This is a genomic window from Sulfuriferula plumbiphila, from assembly GCF_009938015.1.
GTDB lineage: Bacteria > Pseudomonadota > Gammaproteobacteria > Burkholderiales > Sulfuriferulaceae > Sulfuriferula > Sulfuriferula plumbiphila.
Genome location: NZ_AP021884.1, coordinates 437,946 through 453,280 on the forward strand (window position 1 = coordinate 437,946; position 15,335 = coordinate 453,280).

Below are 15,335 nucleotides of genomic sequence, written 5' to 3' on the forward strand. Positions count from 1 at the left end.
AGCCGGAGACTTACAAGACCTGCTGAAGACAACTGAGGAACAACGATGAAAACAACCGTCATTGATGTGCGCGGCCTGCTCTCCCCGTTGAGTGCCTGGGGCGTCGAGAAGCAACTCGCCAAGGCGCCAGGGGTAAAGCAGGTCGATGTGAACTGCGTTTCAGGCAGCGCAATGGTGGTGTATGACGAGACGGTGACGGGCCTCAATGCCATCAAGGCGAAAGTACGCGAGTGCGGCCATCACTGTGGCGGCGAGATTGTGCCCAAGCATCTTTGTGAACAAGAACATCCGCCTGGCGATGCACAAGTCAAGGCGGATCCTGCAAAGGCTACGCCGGTCTCCGCAGCGCCGCCCGCGCAACATCACCAGCACACCGGGCAAGCCCAAACCGCGCAAGCTGCCGAGCATGCGGATAGGGACAGCATGGGCCATGAGATGGGCCACGGCGCCGGCATGGACATGCAGGCGATGGCGCGCGACATGCGCAACCGTTTCTTCATTGCGCTGGTATTTGCGCTACCGGTGTTTCTCTATGCCTCGATGGGGATGGAGTTTCTCAAGCTTGAACCGCCGTTTGGGATGGACCGCAATCTTTTTCTGTTTCTGCTCGCGAGCGGCGCGATTATCTACCCCGGCTGGCCGTTTTACGTCGCCGCGTTGCGTGCCGTCAGAAACGGCGTGGCCAACATGGCCGTGCTCGTTCTTCTGTCTGTGGGAACGGGCTATTTTTTCAGTGTGGGCACCACTTTTTTCTTCGCAGGCGAACAGTTCTACGAAGCCTCGTCGGTGCTGCTGGTCTTCATTCTGCTGGGCCATTGGCTGGAGATGCGCGCCCGCGCCGGGGCGTCCGATGCCATCCGCGCGCTGATGGACCTTGCCCCGCCGCAAGCGACCGTGCTGCGCGAGGGACGCGAGATAGAACTGCCAACGGCCGAGTTGAAAGTCGGCGACACGGTGATCATCCGGCCCGGCAATAAAATTCCGGTGGATGGCGAAGTCATCGAGGGCGAATCGCAGGTAGACGAATCCATGCTCACCGGCGAATCCATGCCGGTCAAAAAGACACTCGGCGCTGCCGTGATCGGCGCCACCATCAACAAAAGCGGCAGCTTCAAATACCGCGCGACCAAGGTCGGCGCCGACACTGCACTCGCCCAGATCGTGAAACTGGTGCAAGCGGCGCAGAACTCCAAGGCACCCGGCCAACGGCTGGCCGACCGGGCTGCGCAATGGCTGGTACTCGCCGCGATCGTCACCGGTCTTGCTACCTTTGCGGTATGGTTCTGGTGGATCGGCCAGCCGCTGCTGTTTGCCATGACGCTGACCATCACCGTATTCGTGATCGCCTGCCCGGATGCACTGGGCCTGGCCACGCCCATGGCGATCATGGTCGGCACCGGGCTGGGGGCCATGAACGGCATCCTGTTCAAGAACGCCGCCGCCTTGGAAGAAGCCACCAAGCTTAACGTGATTATCTTCGACAAGACCGGTACGCTGACCCTGGGGCAGCCCGAGGTCGTGGATGTGGCGACGGCAATGGGCACCGACGTGGATGCCATGCTGGCCTTGGCCGCCGCGGTTGAGCAAGGTTCCGAACACCCCCTCGCCCAGGCGATTCTAAAACGTGCGGCCGGCATGCCGACGCAACCAAGCAGCGGCTTTACCAATATCGACGGCATGGGCGCCAAGGCGGAAGTCGAAGGACGCACTGTGCTGCTGGGTAATCGTAAATTGATGGACGCAGAACAGGTTGATATGAACGGCCTGGTCGCCAAGGCCGACGAGATGCAGGGCGCGGGTCGCACCGTCGTGCATGTGGCTCACGGCGGCAAGCTGCTCGGGCTCATCGCCATCGCCGATGCGCTGCGGCCGACATCGAAGGACACCATCCAGGCGCTGCAGCGACGCGGCGTGAAAGTGGCCATGCTCACCGGCGACAACCGTGCCACCGCCGAGCGCATCGGCCATGAACTCGGTATCGACATCGTGCTCGCCGACGTGCTGCCGGGTCAGAAGGCGGAGAAGCTCAAGGAGCTGCAAGCGCAAGGCAACAAGGTCGGCATGGTGGGCGACGGCATCAACGATGCGCCCGCCCTGACCCAAGCTGACGTGGGCTTCGCCATCGGCGCCGGCACCGACGTGGCGATGGAGAGCGCCGATGTGGTGCTGATGAAGAGCGACCCTTACGATGTGGTGGGCGCACTGGAGCTTTCCCGCGCCACGCTGCGCAAGATGCACCAGAATCTCGGCTGGGCGGTCGGCTACAACGTCATCGCCTTCCCGCTCGCCGCGGGTGTGTTCTACCCGTTTACGCTGAGCCCCGAGATCGCGGCTCTTGCCATGTCCGGCAGCTCGGCGTTGGTGGCCGTTAATGCACTGATGTTGAAGCGCACCAGGCTGGCGGGCATCCGCCGATCAGGCGGGGCCGCCAAAATGGAGGCTGCCAAGGGATGGAAATCTGCATAACAATAACTTTAGGAGAGACAGCGCATGAAGAATTACCAACCGCCTGCTTCAACCGCATTGCCAACTGAGTTGCTTGTGCCGGGCGCAGCGCCGACTTTGGCGGTGAACATCACCGCCGCTCTGGCGTCGGTGGACGTGATGCATCATGGCCGGAAGGTCACCATCATGCGCAATCAGAACCAGAGCAACGCTGTCAATTCGGATTTCGCCAAGACTTCGCGCAAATGCCCACCATTCTGCATTCAGCCCAATGAGCTGGCGCCTGGCGTGAAAACCATAGCTGAACTCGAAGTGTTGCACTTTCTCAAGAAAATAAGCGACGGCGATGCGTCCATGATGGTGATCGACTCGCGTACGCCGGCCTGGGTAGAAAAGGGCATCATCCCCGGGACGGTGAACATCCCGTGGGACACACTTAACATCGGCAAGGCGGATCCGGCCGCCGTGCAAGAAATTCTGGAAAACCAACTGGGCGCCAAGCGGCGGGATGAGTTCTGGGATTTCGACAACGTCAAGACGCTGGTGATGTTCTGCAATGGCCCTTGGTGCGGACAGTCATCGACCACGATCAAAGACCTACTGAAAATCGGTTATCCGGCGCACAAAATCCTCTGGTATCGCGGCGGTATGCAGGATTGGGAAAGCCTCGGGCTGACCACACTCAAACCATTGGGCAAATAAACGTTTATCATTGTCATGATCTGAACGGGGTACGACGGGTCGGCGTCGGTCCCTCGCGGCGCCTTCGCTTGCTTGCCTGCCTGTCTCACTTACTCAACTTAGATTGCGCTTTCAGCAGGCGCTGACGATGGCAAGCCAGGCCAAAATCCGCAGGAACGCCAAAATTTCTTGCAGAACCCCATGCACAGCATGCTTGACGGCATCAAGATAATGCGTGGAAAAAAATGGAACAAGCGGGATCAGACAGGCTCCTGGCGCATGAACGCGACATTACAAAAATGTAATCCGGCCGTCACGCTGGCGTTATCACCAGTGGTTTACTCTGGCCCTGTTCAAACACATTTCCAGATGGTCATGGTTCAGCATGGTGGAAATGGAAATGCCCATACCCGATAACATCCTGCCCAATGCCTGGTTTACACACACAAGGAAAACATCACGATGAAAACCGCCTTAACCGCGATCACGGCGATGGCAGCGACACCACCCTTGAGCCAGCCCGGTGACACGAAAAATGCCAACCGCACCCTGCATATTACCATGAGCGACACCATGCGCTTTACCCTCGCCACGATCAAGGTAAAACAGGGCGACACGGTAAAATTTCTGGTGACCAACATCGGCAAGATCAAGCACGAAATGGTGATGACACCCAGGCGGCGCTCCAAGAACACACCACGCTTATGCGCAGATCGTCCTGCTCAGACACGACAAGCCTTTCCCCTTCCAGTTTACCTACCATATCGCCGAACGCGCCCGCCCCGAACTGCGCCAGGACATCGCCTTCTTCAGCGTCGATACCTACCCAGACTCTACCCTTCTACATCAAGCGTGCGGTGATCATGGTTGCCTACAAGGACGAACTCGGTTTCGGCATCGCTCATGAGCCCGAGAAATTCATCGCGGATCTTGCCGCGTTCGAACCGGCTTGGCGGGCGGCGCTCTGGGCCTTGGCCCTGATGCCGCCGCACACCTATCGGGAATTCCTGGGTAAGGGCCTGCCGATGCGCCTGGTAGGGCAAGATACGTGCCGTACCATCGTGGCCAAGCCCTGACGGCAATGACCATCGTCAGCTTCGTCCTCATCCTCACCGGCGTGCTGCTCAATGCCGCCGCCCAATTGCTGCTGAAGGCAGGCACTAATGCCATCGGCCATTTCGAATTCCGTCTCGACAACGTCATTCCCGTGGGCCTCAGGCTCGCCTTCGAGCCGCACATCATCGGGGGATTGAGTTGCTACGCGGTCGGTGTGGTGGTGTGGATCATGGCTTTGTCGCGGACGCCTGTCAGCGTTGCCTATCCGATGCTCTCCATCGGTTACATCGTTAATGCGATCATCGCCAGTTTCTGGTTCGGCGAAAACGTCTCTTCCCAGAATCTGCTCGGCATCGGTTTCATCATCGTCGGCGTCTGGCTGGTGGCGGTCCGCCCATGACTATCCACTCATGTCTTCGCGACACGCGGCTGCGCGCAGCAGCCTGGACAATTCTTGCGATTTGGCTGGTGCAGTTCATCGCCTGTGTGGTCTGTGCACATCAACCGGAGGCAGGCCATAACGACGGCGGCGGCATGCACAGCCACTCCAAACAGCAACAGAACCCGACGGAACAAACCCTACTCGACCCCATTAAGCATACCTCCGACGATACTTTCCCCTCTTCATTCGAAGATTGCGATACGTTTGACGATTCTGCAACGCCCTCCAGTCGCTTCTCATCAGAAATCGTAGCCCTTGTTGTTGCCTTCGTTTGCCTGCCACTTCTTTATCATTCCGCCCGAAGACTGCCCGGCTTTAGGCTCGCCGCCTTACTCGCACCGCCCGGTATTCCGCTGTATCGACTCATCGCAGATTCTCTCCGCGCCAACGCTCCTCCCCGGTAATCCCTCCAGTCTTTCCCGGTATCCCGGTTCGCTCGCTTAAAGCACTAGTGGGCGGCGTTATTTTGCCTGCGCCGGACGGCGTTCGGCTTGGTTGTCGATGAGGTTTGCTATGAAAGTGTGTCTTAAATGCGGTGATGGATTTGTTTCGTCTGATTGGTTATGCCCAGCCTGCGGGTTCAGCCCGCCTCAGCGTTTTGGCTATACATGTTTCGCCCCCGAAATTGCAGAACGCAGTGAGGGATTCAACGCGTATCTGTTCGAGCAATTTGCGGCGATCGAAAGTTCGCATTTTTGGTTCAAGGGAAGAAACGAACTCATTGCGGACATGCTCGCATCCTATTTCCCGGTAGCGCAAAATCTTTTGGAGATCGGGTGCGGGACTGGGGTCGTGCTGGCCGGAATAAGGCAACGTTTCCCGGATCTATCGCTTACCGGCACTGAAGCGTTGGTAAGCGGCTTGGGCTATGCGGCGAAACGCGTCGCGGATGCCACGGTTTTTCAAATGGATGCCCGCGCCATACCATTCGACGCCGAATTCGAGGTAATTGGCGCATTCGACGTGCTCGAACATATCGAAGAGGACGAGCGTGTGCTTCGCCAGATGTATCGCGCGTGCAGGCAAGGAGGGGGGATAATCTTGACCGTTCCGCAACATCCTTTTCTGTGGAGCGCGACCGACGAGTATGCGTGCCACAAACGCCGTTACACCCGTCAGGAGTTAGTGGGCAAAGTTGAAAGCGCGGGTTTTATCGTTCAGCGTGTCAGCTCCTTCGTCTCTTTGCTGTTGCCATTGATGGTGTTGTCACGCCTCTTGCAGCGCAAACCCGCCACCGAGTCGAATCCCATCGACGCAGGCTTCAAAATCGGTAACCCGCTCAACCGCGTGCTAGGCTTTGTTCTGGAGCTTGAGCGTTTCGCAATCAAAAGAGGGGCTTCGTTTCCGATGGGCGGTTCGTTGCTGTTGGTGGGAAGAAAGTAGCGACTGGAGACGACTTTGACCTGTCTCGTGCCGAGCCACTTCGAGGCTGGCATGGCAGGCAAGATCGTGGTCAGGCGGTAGGGATAGGATGGAGTTTCCTTACAAAAAAGTAATCTTCGCGTCATCTTTCTGTGGGGCAAGCACAGGCAAACTGCTCATATCAAATATTCAATTAAGCCATCCTTGAACACTGCTCATCCTCCCTTGTCGCGAGCCTGGCTCTGGTTGCTGCTGCTTGTTGCGGCGTTTACCTGGTTCGCTCCCCTCGATTACAACGCGCTGATTCGGCCCGACGAGGGCCGCTATGCGGAGATTCCGCGCGAGATGGTGGCCACCGGAGACTGGAACACGCCGCGCCTGAACGCCATGATGCACCACCGCCCATAAAAAAACGACAGAGAAAATTCATGGCAAAAAACCTCCAGCCTGATCGGCTTGCAAGCAGTGAGCTGAATCAGGCCGTCGAATCCCCCCGTTTACCTATCTCTTTTGGCTGGTTTCTGCTGCTGGCAACGGCGTATGTGCTGCCCGGCCTGATCGGGCACGACCCGTGGAAGCAGGATGAAACCTACGTCTTCGACATCCTCTACCGGATGTTGCAGAACCACGACTGGGTCGTGCCGCACCTGGCCGGTGAGCCTTTCATGGAAAAGCCGCCGCTGTATTACTGGCTGGGTGCGGCGCTGGCACACAGTTTTTCAGGCTGGCTGCCGCTGCACGATGGTGCGCGCCTGGCCACCGGCGTGTTCATGGCGATCACTTTCCTGTTTGCAGGGCTGACGGCGCGACATGCCTGGGGAACGGGGCATGGCCGCTACGCCGTGCTGGTGCTGATGAGCTGCTTTGGCCTGCTCTACGAGAGTCACATCATGATCACCGATGTGCCGATGCTGGCCGGATTTTCCATCGCCAGTTACGGCTTTATCCTGAGCCGCGCACGCCCGCTGGCGGCGGGCATCTGGCTTGGCGTCGGCGTCGGCGTTGGTTTTCTCGGCAAGGGTGTGCTGGTGCCGGGTGCGGTCGGCGTAACCGCGCTGCTGCTGCCGCTGTTATTTCAAAACTGGCGCAGCAAAACCTACGCCCACAGCCTGGGAGTGGCGTTTGTGGTCGCGCTGCCGTGGCTGCTGATCTGGCCGATTGCCCTGTATCTGCGCGACCCGCATCAGTTTTATGTGTGGTTCTGGCTGAATAACGTCGGCCGCTATCTGGGCTTTTCCGTCGCCGAGCTGGGTGCCCCCAACAATGAGCCCTGGTCCTGGCTGAAAACGCTGCTGTGGTTTGCCTTTCCTGCCTTGTTTCTGGCGTTGGCCAGCGTCTGGCAACGGCGCCATGACATTCGTCGCAGCGCACCGCTGCAACTGGGACTGGTCAGCTTTGGCGTGTATCTGGCGGTGCTGCTGACGTCGGCGTCGGCGCGCGCGTCTTACGGTCTGCCCATGCTGGTGGCGCTGGCACTGCTGGCGGCACCGCAGGCGGCGACGCTGCCCGCTGCTCTGAGCCGCTGGCTGGATTGGGGCGCGCGGCTGTTTTTCGGTACGCTGGCGGCGCTGTTCTGGGGCGTATGGGGCAGCATGATCGCCACCGGCCACGCGCCGCACTGGACGTTCCTCACGCGCGTGTTGCCCGTCGATTTCGTCATGCCGTTTCTGCCGCTGGCGGTCGCTGTCGCGGCCGTGGCGACGCTGGTCTGGCTCGCTGCCTGGTATGGCCTGCCACGCCTGTATGAGCGCTCCATCGTGAGTTTTGTCGCCGGGCTGACGCTGTGCTGGGTGTTGTTTGCCACACTGTGGCTGCCGTGGCTGGACAACGCCAAAAGCTACCGCAGCGTGTTTGTGGCGATGCAACCAAATTTACCTGTACAGCGCAACTGTGTAGAAAGCATCGGCCTGGGCGAATCCGAGCGCGGCATGCTGGATTATTTTCTCGGCGTGCAAACGCTGCGCCGTGAAATTCACCCTGACATTGATTGCGACGTAGTGCTGGTGGAAGGCTCGGCGGATACGCCGCCCGGCCTGCTTGCACCGGCCTGGCGGCAAGTATGGCAGGGTGGGCGTCCGGGGGATAACAAGGGGCGCCTCTGGTTGTTCGTGCGTTGACGCCCAGGCAACTTGTAATGAGGGTGCAGTCTGTTATGCAGCGCTTCGCTCGATGTTGATAAGGCAATGACCTTGTTGCTTGAGGCTGACAAGCCAAATATGTAAAAACTCATTCAGACTTTTTTGCGCGCGGACGTCTACCTCGCCTTCACCGTATACATAGCGAAAGCCGGATTGATTATGAAACATCAGCGCTTCTGCCCCCGAAACAAGATAAACGCAGATTTCCATGTCCGGGTCTGGAACCAGGACGCCGTTTTGTTCGAAGTGATGGGCCAGCTCTAGGTGAACTTCTGTTTTTGAGCTATACAAAACATCCAAGCCCAATGCCATTGACCCAGAAACATTGGAACAACGATAATCACCTTGTTTAACCGTTGGTAAGTCGGGAATAATTTCAAGCAGCCCTGCGTAGATTCTGCTGTAAACGGTGGTATTCATAAAACCTCTTAAGCAAAGCCACGGAAAACGCCGTGGACGCCGACCGGAAACCAGTCGATTTTTAAAAATTGATCCTCTCGCTCGAACCTCTCTCGCACCCGCCCTGGGGCGGGCGGGGGGTGGGGATAGCCCTTGCCCTCACGGGCGAGGGTTGGGAGTGGGTGGGCGACAAGCATGCAGCCGTTACCAACGACACCGGCAACACCCGCAACGGCAGCAGCGCCAAGACGCTCAAGGGCGATTTTGGTGCCTTGCCTATCGAGATTCCGCGCGACCGCGCCGGCAGCTTCGAACCGCAGCTCATTGCCAAACACCAGACCCGCTGGAGCGGTTTTGACGACAAGATCCTGTCGCTGTATGCGCGCGGCATGACAGTGCGGGAAATTCAAAGCCATCTCGAAGAAATGTACGGCGCCGAGGTCTCGCCGACATTGATTTCATCGGTCACCGATGCCGTCATGGACGAAGTCAAAGCCTGGCAAGTGCGTCCGCTGGATGCGCTGTACCCGATTGTCTACCTCGACTGCATTCATGCCAAAGTACGCGATGACGGCACGGTACGCGTCAAGGCAGTGTATCTGGCCTTGGGCGTCAATCTCAATGGCGAGAAGGAATTACTCGGACTGTGGGTGGCCCAGACCGAGGGCGCCAAGTTCTGGCTGCAGGTCGTGACCGAACTCAAGAACCGCGGCGTGCAGGACATCTTCATTGCCTGTGTGGACGGCCTCAAGGGCTTCCCCGAGGCGATTGAGGCGGTGTTCCCGAACACGGCGGTGCAGCTGTGTATCGTGCACATGGTGCGCTACAGTCTGAACTTCGTGGGCTGGAAACTGCGCAAGACGGTGGCGGCCGATCTGCGCCTGATTTACACCGCCGCGACCGCCGAAGAAGCGGTCATGCGCCTGGCTGAGTTCGATGTTAAATGGGGCGCTGATTATCCGTCTATCGTGCAGTCCTGGCGGCGCAACTGGGAGCGGATCATTCCGTTCTTCGACTATCCTGCCGAAATCCGCAAGGTGATCTACACCACCAACGCCATCGAGTCGGTCAACATGAGTCTGCGCAAAGTCACCAAAAGCCGGGGCTCGTTTCCCAATGACGATGCCTTGGTCAAGCTGTATTATCTGGCACTACGCAACATCAGCAAGAAATGGACAATGCCGATTCAGAACTGGAAAGCGGCGCTGAACCGGTTCACTATCCTGTTCGGTGAGCGTATGCCGCAGCATTAAACGATTTCCCGTTTACATACATGGACGCCCACTTTTTTGCCAAGCTTTCAATAGATGATTTTGAGTAGGTAAAGATTGCAGCCATACATCCGGACTTTAAGTGAAGCCTGTGGCTTCTGTCCCTGATGGAATCCGCTAACCGGTCTCCCAACACAAAAGCGATCTCTTAAGGATCAGTGTAAACGACGGATTTACCCTGCCACGGTCTGACCTGTCTCGCCATCACTTCATGATTGCCTGTGCAATCGGTGGAACGACTCCTTCAACTCGTTAATAAATGGTTTTCTCAATCAACTCGATTACGCCACTGCTACTGCCGAGGTGTAATCGGCCCGGAACAGGCTGTCCTTGGTGAGCAGCGCCCAAATGATGCGGGCATTCTTATTCGCCAGCACAACGGCAGCTACGTTCTTGTTGCGCCTTGCCATTAGCTTTCTGAGCCAACTATCGGGCTCGGCCTTGTTCTGTGCATACCTGATTACTGCCCTTGCCCCGTGAATCAGCAAGGTACGCAAGTACGTATCGCCACGCTTGCTGATGCCAAGCAGCGTTTGCTTGCCCCCGCTGGAATGCTGTCGGGGTACTAGCCCCAGCCAGGCAGCCAACTGGCGACCGTTCTTGAATTCTCGTGCATCGCCTACCGTAGCAATAATTGCACTCGCCGTGATCGGCCCTAGCCCTGGTATCTCCGTCAGTTTCCGGCTTGCTTCATTCTCCCGATGCCACAACTGGATTTGTTTCTCCAGTTCATTCACATGACGATTCATCTCTTTCAGATTGTCGGTCAAGCGTTCAAGCAACCGCCGCATCACGCCCGGCAAGCCGTTCTCGGCATCTTCCAGTATCTCCGGCACGCGTTTGGCAAGGGCATCGATACTTTTTGGTATCACAATACCGAATTCCGATAGCAGGCCCCTGATCTGGTTGCCCTGTGCCGTTCTGGCCTTTACGAACCCCTGCCTTGCCTGGTGTACCGAGAGAATCGCCTGCTGTTCGATCATTTTCTGCGGAACGTAGCGCATGTTCGGCCGGCGCACTGCTTCGCAGATCGCTTCCGCATCGGCCATGTCATTTTTGTTTGTCTTGACGTACGGCTTCACAAATTGCGGCGCCATCAGTTTGACCGTGTGCCCATAGCCGCCAAGCTTCCTGGCCCAGTGATGCGCACTGCCACACGCTTCCATGCCAATCAGGCAGGATTCCAGGCTCGCAAAGTATTTCGCCATCTCGTTTCGCTTCAACTGCTTGCGAACCACAACTTTGCCCCGCTCATCCACGCCGTGGATCTGAAAAACTTCCTTTGCCAAATCGATGCCAATGGGCGTAATCTTCATCTCGGACGCTTCTCTCCGTTGTGTGGTCTATACAACTACACTTTGGCACTACGATGCCGTTTGGGGAAGTGGGCGTCCATTCCATTACAAAATCGCGGACACCCTCGCGACTGGAGACGACTTTGACCTGTCTCGTACCGAGCCACTTCGAGGCTGGCATGGCAGGCAAGATCGTGGTCAGGCGGTAGGGATAGGATGGAGTTTCCTTACAAAAAAGTAATCTTCGCGTCATCTTTCTGTGGGGCAAGCACAGGCAAACTGCTCATATCAAATATTCAATTAAGCCATCCTTGAACACTGCTCATCCTCCCTTGTCGCGAGCCTGGCTCTGGTTGCTGCTGCTTGTTGCGGCGTTTACCTGGTTCGCTCCCCTCGATTACAACGCGCTGATTCGGCCCGACGAGGGCCGCTACGCTGAGATTCCGCGCGAGATGGTAGCCACCGGCGACTGGAACACGCCGCGCCTGAACGGAATCAAGTATTTCGAAAAACCGGCGCTGCAATACTGGGCCACGGCCACCGCTTTCACGCTGTTCGGCGAGCATAACTGGACTGCCCGGCTGTGGTCGGCGTTGACCGGTTTTCTAGGTATCCTGCTGGTGTATTTCACCGGCATGCGCCTGTTCGGACGCGAGGCAGGGCTGATGGCCGCCCTGGTGCTGGGCAGCAGCTTTCTCTATGTGATGCTGGGGCATATCAATATCCTCGACATGGGGGTCAGTTTCTTCATGGGGCTGACCCTGGCCGCCATGCTGCTGGCACAACGCGACGGGGTAAGCGCACAGGAAAATCGCGGGTGGATGTACGTGTGCTGGGCCGGCATGGGCCTGTCCATGCTCAGCAAAGGATTGATCGGCGTGGCGCTGCCGGGCGCGGTGCTGGTGCTGTATACCCTGATCCAGCGCGACTGGGGCTTGTGGAAGCGCCTGCATCTGGGTATCGGCATGCTGATTTTCCTGGCGATTGCTGCACCCTGGTTCATTACCGTGTCGATTGATAACCCGGAGTTTCCGTGGTTCTTTTTCGTGCATGAACATTTCATGCGCTTTCTGACCACGATACACGGCCGGGTACATCCCTGGTACACCTTTATTCCGGTGGTGATGCTGGGGATTTTACCGTGGCTGGTGCCGATGTTCGACAGCCTGTGGCGTAGCTGGAAAACCGATACCCCGGCGCGAGGCCAGTTTGCGCCGCGCCGCATGCTGCTGATCTGGATCGTGTTTATTTTCCTGTTCTTTTCCAAATCGGATTCCAAGCTGGTGCCCTATATCCTGCCGATTTTTCCGGCGCTGGCGTTGCTGATTGGCGACCGCTTGACGCGCATCTCGGGCAAGACGCTATTCTGGCAGCTCATCATCATGCTGTCGATTGCGCTGGCTGCCATCGTGTTTGCCCCGCTGGCGGTGCGTGCGGGCAGTGTGTCGGTACCGGCCAGTCTGTACGCCAACATGGTGCCGTGGATTCAGGCGGCGGGGGCGAGCTGGCTGGCCGGTACGCTGCTGGCGCTGTGGTTTGCGCGCCGTGAACAGGTGCGTGCGGCGGTGATTGCGCTGGGGCTGGCGGGCCTGCTCACCGGGCAACTCACGTTCATCGGCTACGATGCCATCGCGCCCGCCAGTTCGGCCTACACCATCGCGCAGCGGATCAAGCCCTACCTCAAACCGGGTGTGCCGTTTTACAGCGTCGGCATGTACGAGCAGACCTTGACGCCGTACATTCAGCGCACTGTGACGCTGGTGGCGCATACCGATGAAATGGCGTTTGGCTTGCAACAGGAGCCGTGGAAATGGATACCGAGCGTGGATACCTGGAAACAAATCTGGCTGAAACAGCCCTACGCGCTGGCGGTGATTACGCCGCCGCTGTATGAACAACTGGCGGCAGAGAAGCTGCCGATGCGCGTGATTGCGCGGGACACGCGGCGCGTTGTGGTGACAACGCCATGAGCGCCATCAGCTGGCTGCTGGTTCTGTCCGGCGTGCTGCTCAACGCCTGCGCGCAATTGCTGTTAAAGGCGGGCACCAATAGCGTCGGCACGTTTTCGTTCACCGCCGACAACGTCTGGCCGATTGGCCTCAAGCTTGCCAGCGAGCGCGTCGGCGCGGGCATCATCAGCCTGCCGCTGTTCCCGGGCATGGACGAAGACGACGTCGAGCGGGTGTGTGCGGCGGTGAGCGAAGTGCTGCGTGGAGCGGTGTCATGAATATGACGCAGAGCGTTGCAATGAGCGCGCTGCAGCTATCCGTGGTCATCCCGGTTTACAACGAGGAGGCCGGGCTCGACGTGCTGTTCGCGCGCCTGTACCCGGCGCTGGACGCGTTGAACCTGAGTTACGAGGTCATCTTCATCAACGACGGCAGCCGCGACCGTTCCGCCGCGATGCTGCGCGAACAATTTACGCGCCGCCCGGATGTAACGCGCGTGGTGCTGCTGGCCGGCAACTTCGGCCAGCACATGGCGATCATGGCCGGGTTCTCGCGCTGCCAAGGCGAGCGCGTGGTGACGCTGGACGCCGATCTGCAAAACCCGCCGGAGGAAATCGGCAAGCTGCTGGCGCGCATGGACGAAGGCTACGACTACGTCGGCGGCGTGCGTCAGCAACGCCAGGATTCGTCCTGGCGGCGCCATGCCTCGTGGGCGATGAACCATCTGCGCGAGCGCATCACCCACGTGGTGATGACCGACCAGGGCTGCATGTTGCGCGCCTATAGCCGCGAGGTGATTGCCGCCATCAATAACAGCCATGAGGTCAACACCTTCATTCCGGCGCTGGCCTACACCTACGCACGCAATCCGGGCGAGGTGGAAGTCGCGCACGAGGAGCGCGCGGCGGGCGAATCGAAATACTCGCTGTACAACCTGATCCGCCTCAATTTCGATTTGGTGACCGGGTTTTCGCTGGTACCGTTGCAGATGTTCTCCATGGTCGGGCTGGTGTTGTCGCTGCTGTCCGGGCTGCTGGTGGTCTATCTGGGCCTGCGTCGCATCTTCCTGGGGCCGGAAGTGGACGGCGTGTTCACGCTGTTTGCGATTATATTTTTCCTGCTTGGCGTGGTGCTGTTCGGCATCGGCCTGCTGGGCGAATACACCGGACGCATTTACCAGCAGGTGCGCCAGCGTCCGCGCTACCTGATCGAAGCGGTGCTGGAGCAGACCGGGGCAGACAAACCGTGACCCGCGCCGTGGTGTTTGCCTACCATGATGTCGGCGTGCGCTGCCTGTCGGTGCTGCTCGACGCGGGTGTGGAGGTGGCGTACGGGCAGTCGCTGTTTTTGGCAAACTATCAAACTGACGCATGAGCCAGTTCAAAAACCTTTCGTCACATATTTTGCAAGCCTCGGCCTCGATGGTGGGCGTTTGCTTGATGATTCTCAGCATCGTCAAGCTCATTCATGCGGGTGGAGCAGATACAGCGAGCAGGCTGCTATACAAAATACTCGGCTTCGACAATGTGGTGTTTCTACTCAGCGCCATCCTGTCCTATGCTTCAATGCGCTATGAGCGGATGTCTGTGAACCTTGAAGATATGGCTGACACCATGTTTATAGTCGGCCTGATTTGCATGACGGCAGCCTCGCTTGTGCTTACTTTCGAGATGCTCTGAAAATGGCCGCGACGCCAGAAATCGACATGAATCGCCGGCGATTCCTGATTGCCGCTACCGCCGCAGTGGGGGGCGCAGGATTCGTGATGACCGCCTATCCATTCGTGATGAGCATGATGCCGAGCCAGAAAGCACTGGCCGAAGGCGGGCCAATCGACGCGGATATCCGTCCGATAGAGCCAGGTATGCTGGTTACCTTCGCATGGCGCAAACAGCCGGTATGGGTGCTGCATCGCACCCAGGCAATGCTCGACAGGCTGGGCAAGCATGATCAGCTGCTGCTCGATCCGCTGTCGCAGCAGCCGCAACAGCCCGTTTATTGCCAGAACGCGACCCGTTCAATCAAGCCGGAATACTTTGTCGCAATTGGCATCTGCACTCACCTCGGCTGCATCCCAACCTACCGCAGGGAGGTGGGAGCGCCTGATCTGGGGGCAAATTGGCCGGGGGGCTTTTTCTGTCCCTGCCACGGTTCCAAATACGATCTGGCAGGCCGTGTATTCAAGGACGTGCCGGCGCCGCTCAATCTGAAAATCCCGGAACACACTTACCTGAGCGCGACCCGCCTATTGATAGGCGCAGACAAAAAAGCAAGCTAAGCGCCTGTCGAACTTAAAG

Annotated in this window: 19 protein-coding genes; 17 read left to right on the top strand and 2 right to left on the bottom strand. The window is 58.3% G+C overall.

The genetic code is table 11. The features are described 5' to 3' along the window. Window positions 1-45: 45 nt before the first annotated feature. From GZH91_RS02265 to GZH91_RS02310, 10 genes are all read left to right on the top strand, one after another. A complete protein-coding gene (locus GZH91_RS02265; RefSeq protein ID WP_147073672.1) occupies window positions 46-2,466 on the top strand; it encodes a heavy metal translocating P-type ATPase in 2,421 nt (806 codons plus the stop codon). Between the two features lie 24 nt (window positions 2,467-2,490). Then, complete coding sequence (locus GZH91_RS02270; RefSeq protein ID WP_147073670.1) at window positions 2,491-3,147, top strand: rhodanese-like domain-containing protein; 657 nt, start codon at window positions 2,491-2,493, stop codon at window positions 3,145-3,147. A gap of 180 nt (window positions 3,148-3,327) precedes the next feature. Beyond that, complete coding sequence (locus GZH91_RS02275) at window positions 3,328-3,543, top strand: hypothetical protein (protein ID WP_161984150.1); 216 nt, start codon at window positions 3,328-3,330, stop codon at window positions 3,541-3,543. A 45-nt stretch (window positions 3,544-3,588) separates the two neighbouring features. After that, window positions 3,589-3,987 (top strand): cupredoxin domain-containing protein, encoded by a 399-nt coding sequence (locus tag GZH91_RS02280; RefSeq protein ID WP_147073666.1) that lies wholly within the window; start codon window positions 3,589-3,591, stop codon window positions 3,985-3,987. A gap of 2 nt (window positions 3,988-3,989) precedes the next feature. Continuing rightward, a complete protein-coding gene (locus GZH91_RS02285) occupies window positions 3,990-4,202 on the top strand; it encodes a hypothetical protein (RefSeq protein ID WP_147073665.1) in 213 nt (70 codons plus the stop codon). Between the two features lie 5 nt (window positions 4,203-4,207). Then, window positions 4,208-4,582, top strand: a complete 375-nt coding sequence (locus tag GZH91_RS02290; RefSeq protein WP_147073663.1) for an SMR family transporter — start codon at window positions 4,208-4,210, stop codon at window positions 4,580-4,582. Beyond that, entirely contained in the window at window positions 4,579-5,028 is a 450-nt protein-coding gene (locus tag GZH91_RS02295) for a hypothetical protein (protein ID WP_147073661.1), read from the top strand. The genes GZH91_RS02290 and GZH91_RS02295 overlap by 4 nt, the downstream gene beginning before the upstream one ends. A gap of 109 nt (window positions 5,029-5,137) precedes the next feature. Next, window positions 5,138-6,007 carry a class I SAM-dependent methyltransferase gene (locus tag GZH91_RS02300; protein WP_147073659.1) on the top strand — a complete coding sequence of 290 codons (870 nt, stop codon included), beginning with the start codon at window positions 5,138-5,140 and terminating at the stop codon, window positions 6,005-6,007. Window positions 6,008-6,190: 183 nt separating this feature from the next. Next, window positions 6,191-6,394: a hypothetical protein gene (locus GZH91_RS02305; protein WP_147073657.1), complete on the top strand. Its 204-nt coding sequence runs from the start codon at window positions 6,191-6,193 to the stop codon at window positions 6,392-6,394. A gap of 20 nt (window positions 6,395-6,414) precedes the next feature. After that, a complete protein-coding gene (locus tag GZH91_RS02310) occupies window positions 6,415-8,103 on the top strand; it encodes an ArnT family glycosyltransferase (RefSeq protein ID WP_161984152.1) in 1,689 nt (562 codons plus the stop codon). A gap of 33 nt (window positions 8,104-8,136) precedes the next feature. Here the strand turns inward: GZH91_RS02310 and GZH91_RS02315 are convergent, their stop codons facing one another. Then, entirely contained in the window at window positions 8,137-8,544 is a 408-nt protein-coding gene (locus GZH91_RS02315) for a DUF1249 domain-containing protein (RefSeq protein WP_161984153.1), read from the bottom strand. A gap of 119 nt (window positions 8,545-8,663) precedes the next feature. Between GZH91_RS02315 and GZH91_RS02320 the strand changes: the two genes are divergently transcribed. After that, on the top strand, window positions 8,664-9,776 hold the full coding sequence (locus tag GZH91_RS02320) for an IS256 family transposase (RefSeq protein ID WP_371860372.1): 1,113 nt from the start codon (window positions 8,664-8,666) through the stop codon (window positions 9,774-9,776). 299 nt (window positions 9,777-10,075) lie between these two features. Here GZH91_RS02320 and GZH91_RS02325 read toward each other — a convergent pair whose 3' ends face one another. Further along, entirely contained in the window at window positions 10,076-11,110 is a 1,035-nt protein-coding gene (locus GZH91_RS02325) for an IS110 family RNA-guided transposase (protein WP_147073648.1), read from the bottom strand. A 290-nt stretch (window positions 11,111-11,400) separates the two neighbouring features. Here GZH91_RS02325 and GZH91_RS02330 point away from each other — a divergent pair, with 290 nt between their 5' ends. From GZH91_RS02330 to petA, 6 genes are read left to right on the top strand one after another with little or no spacing between them, the layout of a single operon-like run. Beyond that, window positions 11,401-13,059, top strand: a complete 1,659-nt coding sequence (locus GZH91_RS02330) for a glycosyltransferase family 39 protein (protein ID WP_232522205.1) — start codon at window positions 11,401-11,403, stop codon at window positions 13,057-13,059. Next, entirely contained in the window at window positions 13,056-13,316 is a 261-nt protein-coding gene (locus GZH91_RS02335) for a hypothetical protein (RefSeq protein ID WP_147073646.1), read from the top strand. The genes GZH91_RS02330 and GZH91_RS02335 overlap by 4 nt, the downstream gene beginning before the upstream one ends. Next, window positions 13,313-14,287 (top strand): glycosyltransferase, encoded by a 975-nt coding sequence (locus GZH91_RS02340; RefSeq protein ID WP_223264574.1) that lies wholly within the window; start codon window positions 13,313-13,315, stop codon window positions 14,285-14,287. Before GZH91_RS02335 ends, GZH91_RS02340 begins: the two co-directional genes overlap by 4 nt. Beyond that, on the top strand, window positions 14,284-14,412 hold the full coding sequence (locus GZH91_RS18225; RefSeq protein ID WP_262982466.1) for a hypothetical protein: 129 nt from the start codon (window positions 14,284-14,286) through the stop codon (window positions 14,410-14,412). Before GZH91_RS02340 ends, GZH91_RS18225 begins: the two co-directional genes overlap by 4 nt. Then, window positions 14,409-14,717 (top strand): hypothetical protein, encoded by a 309-nt coding sequence (locus GZH91_RS02345; RefSeq protein ID WP_147073644.1) that lies wholly within the window; start codon window positions 14,409-14,411, stop codon window positions 14,715-14,717. Before GZH91_RS18225 ends, GZH91_RS02345 begins: the two co-directional genes overlap by 4 nt. A 26-nt stretch (window positions 14,718-14,743) precedes the next feature. Further along, entirely contained in the window at window positions 14,744-15,316 is a 573-nt protein-coding gene (gene petA / locus GZH91_RS02350; RefSeq protein WP_232522206.1) for a ubiquinol-cytochrome c reductase iron-sulfur subunit, read from the top strand. Window positions 15,317-15,335: the final 19 nt, after the last annotated feature.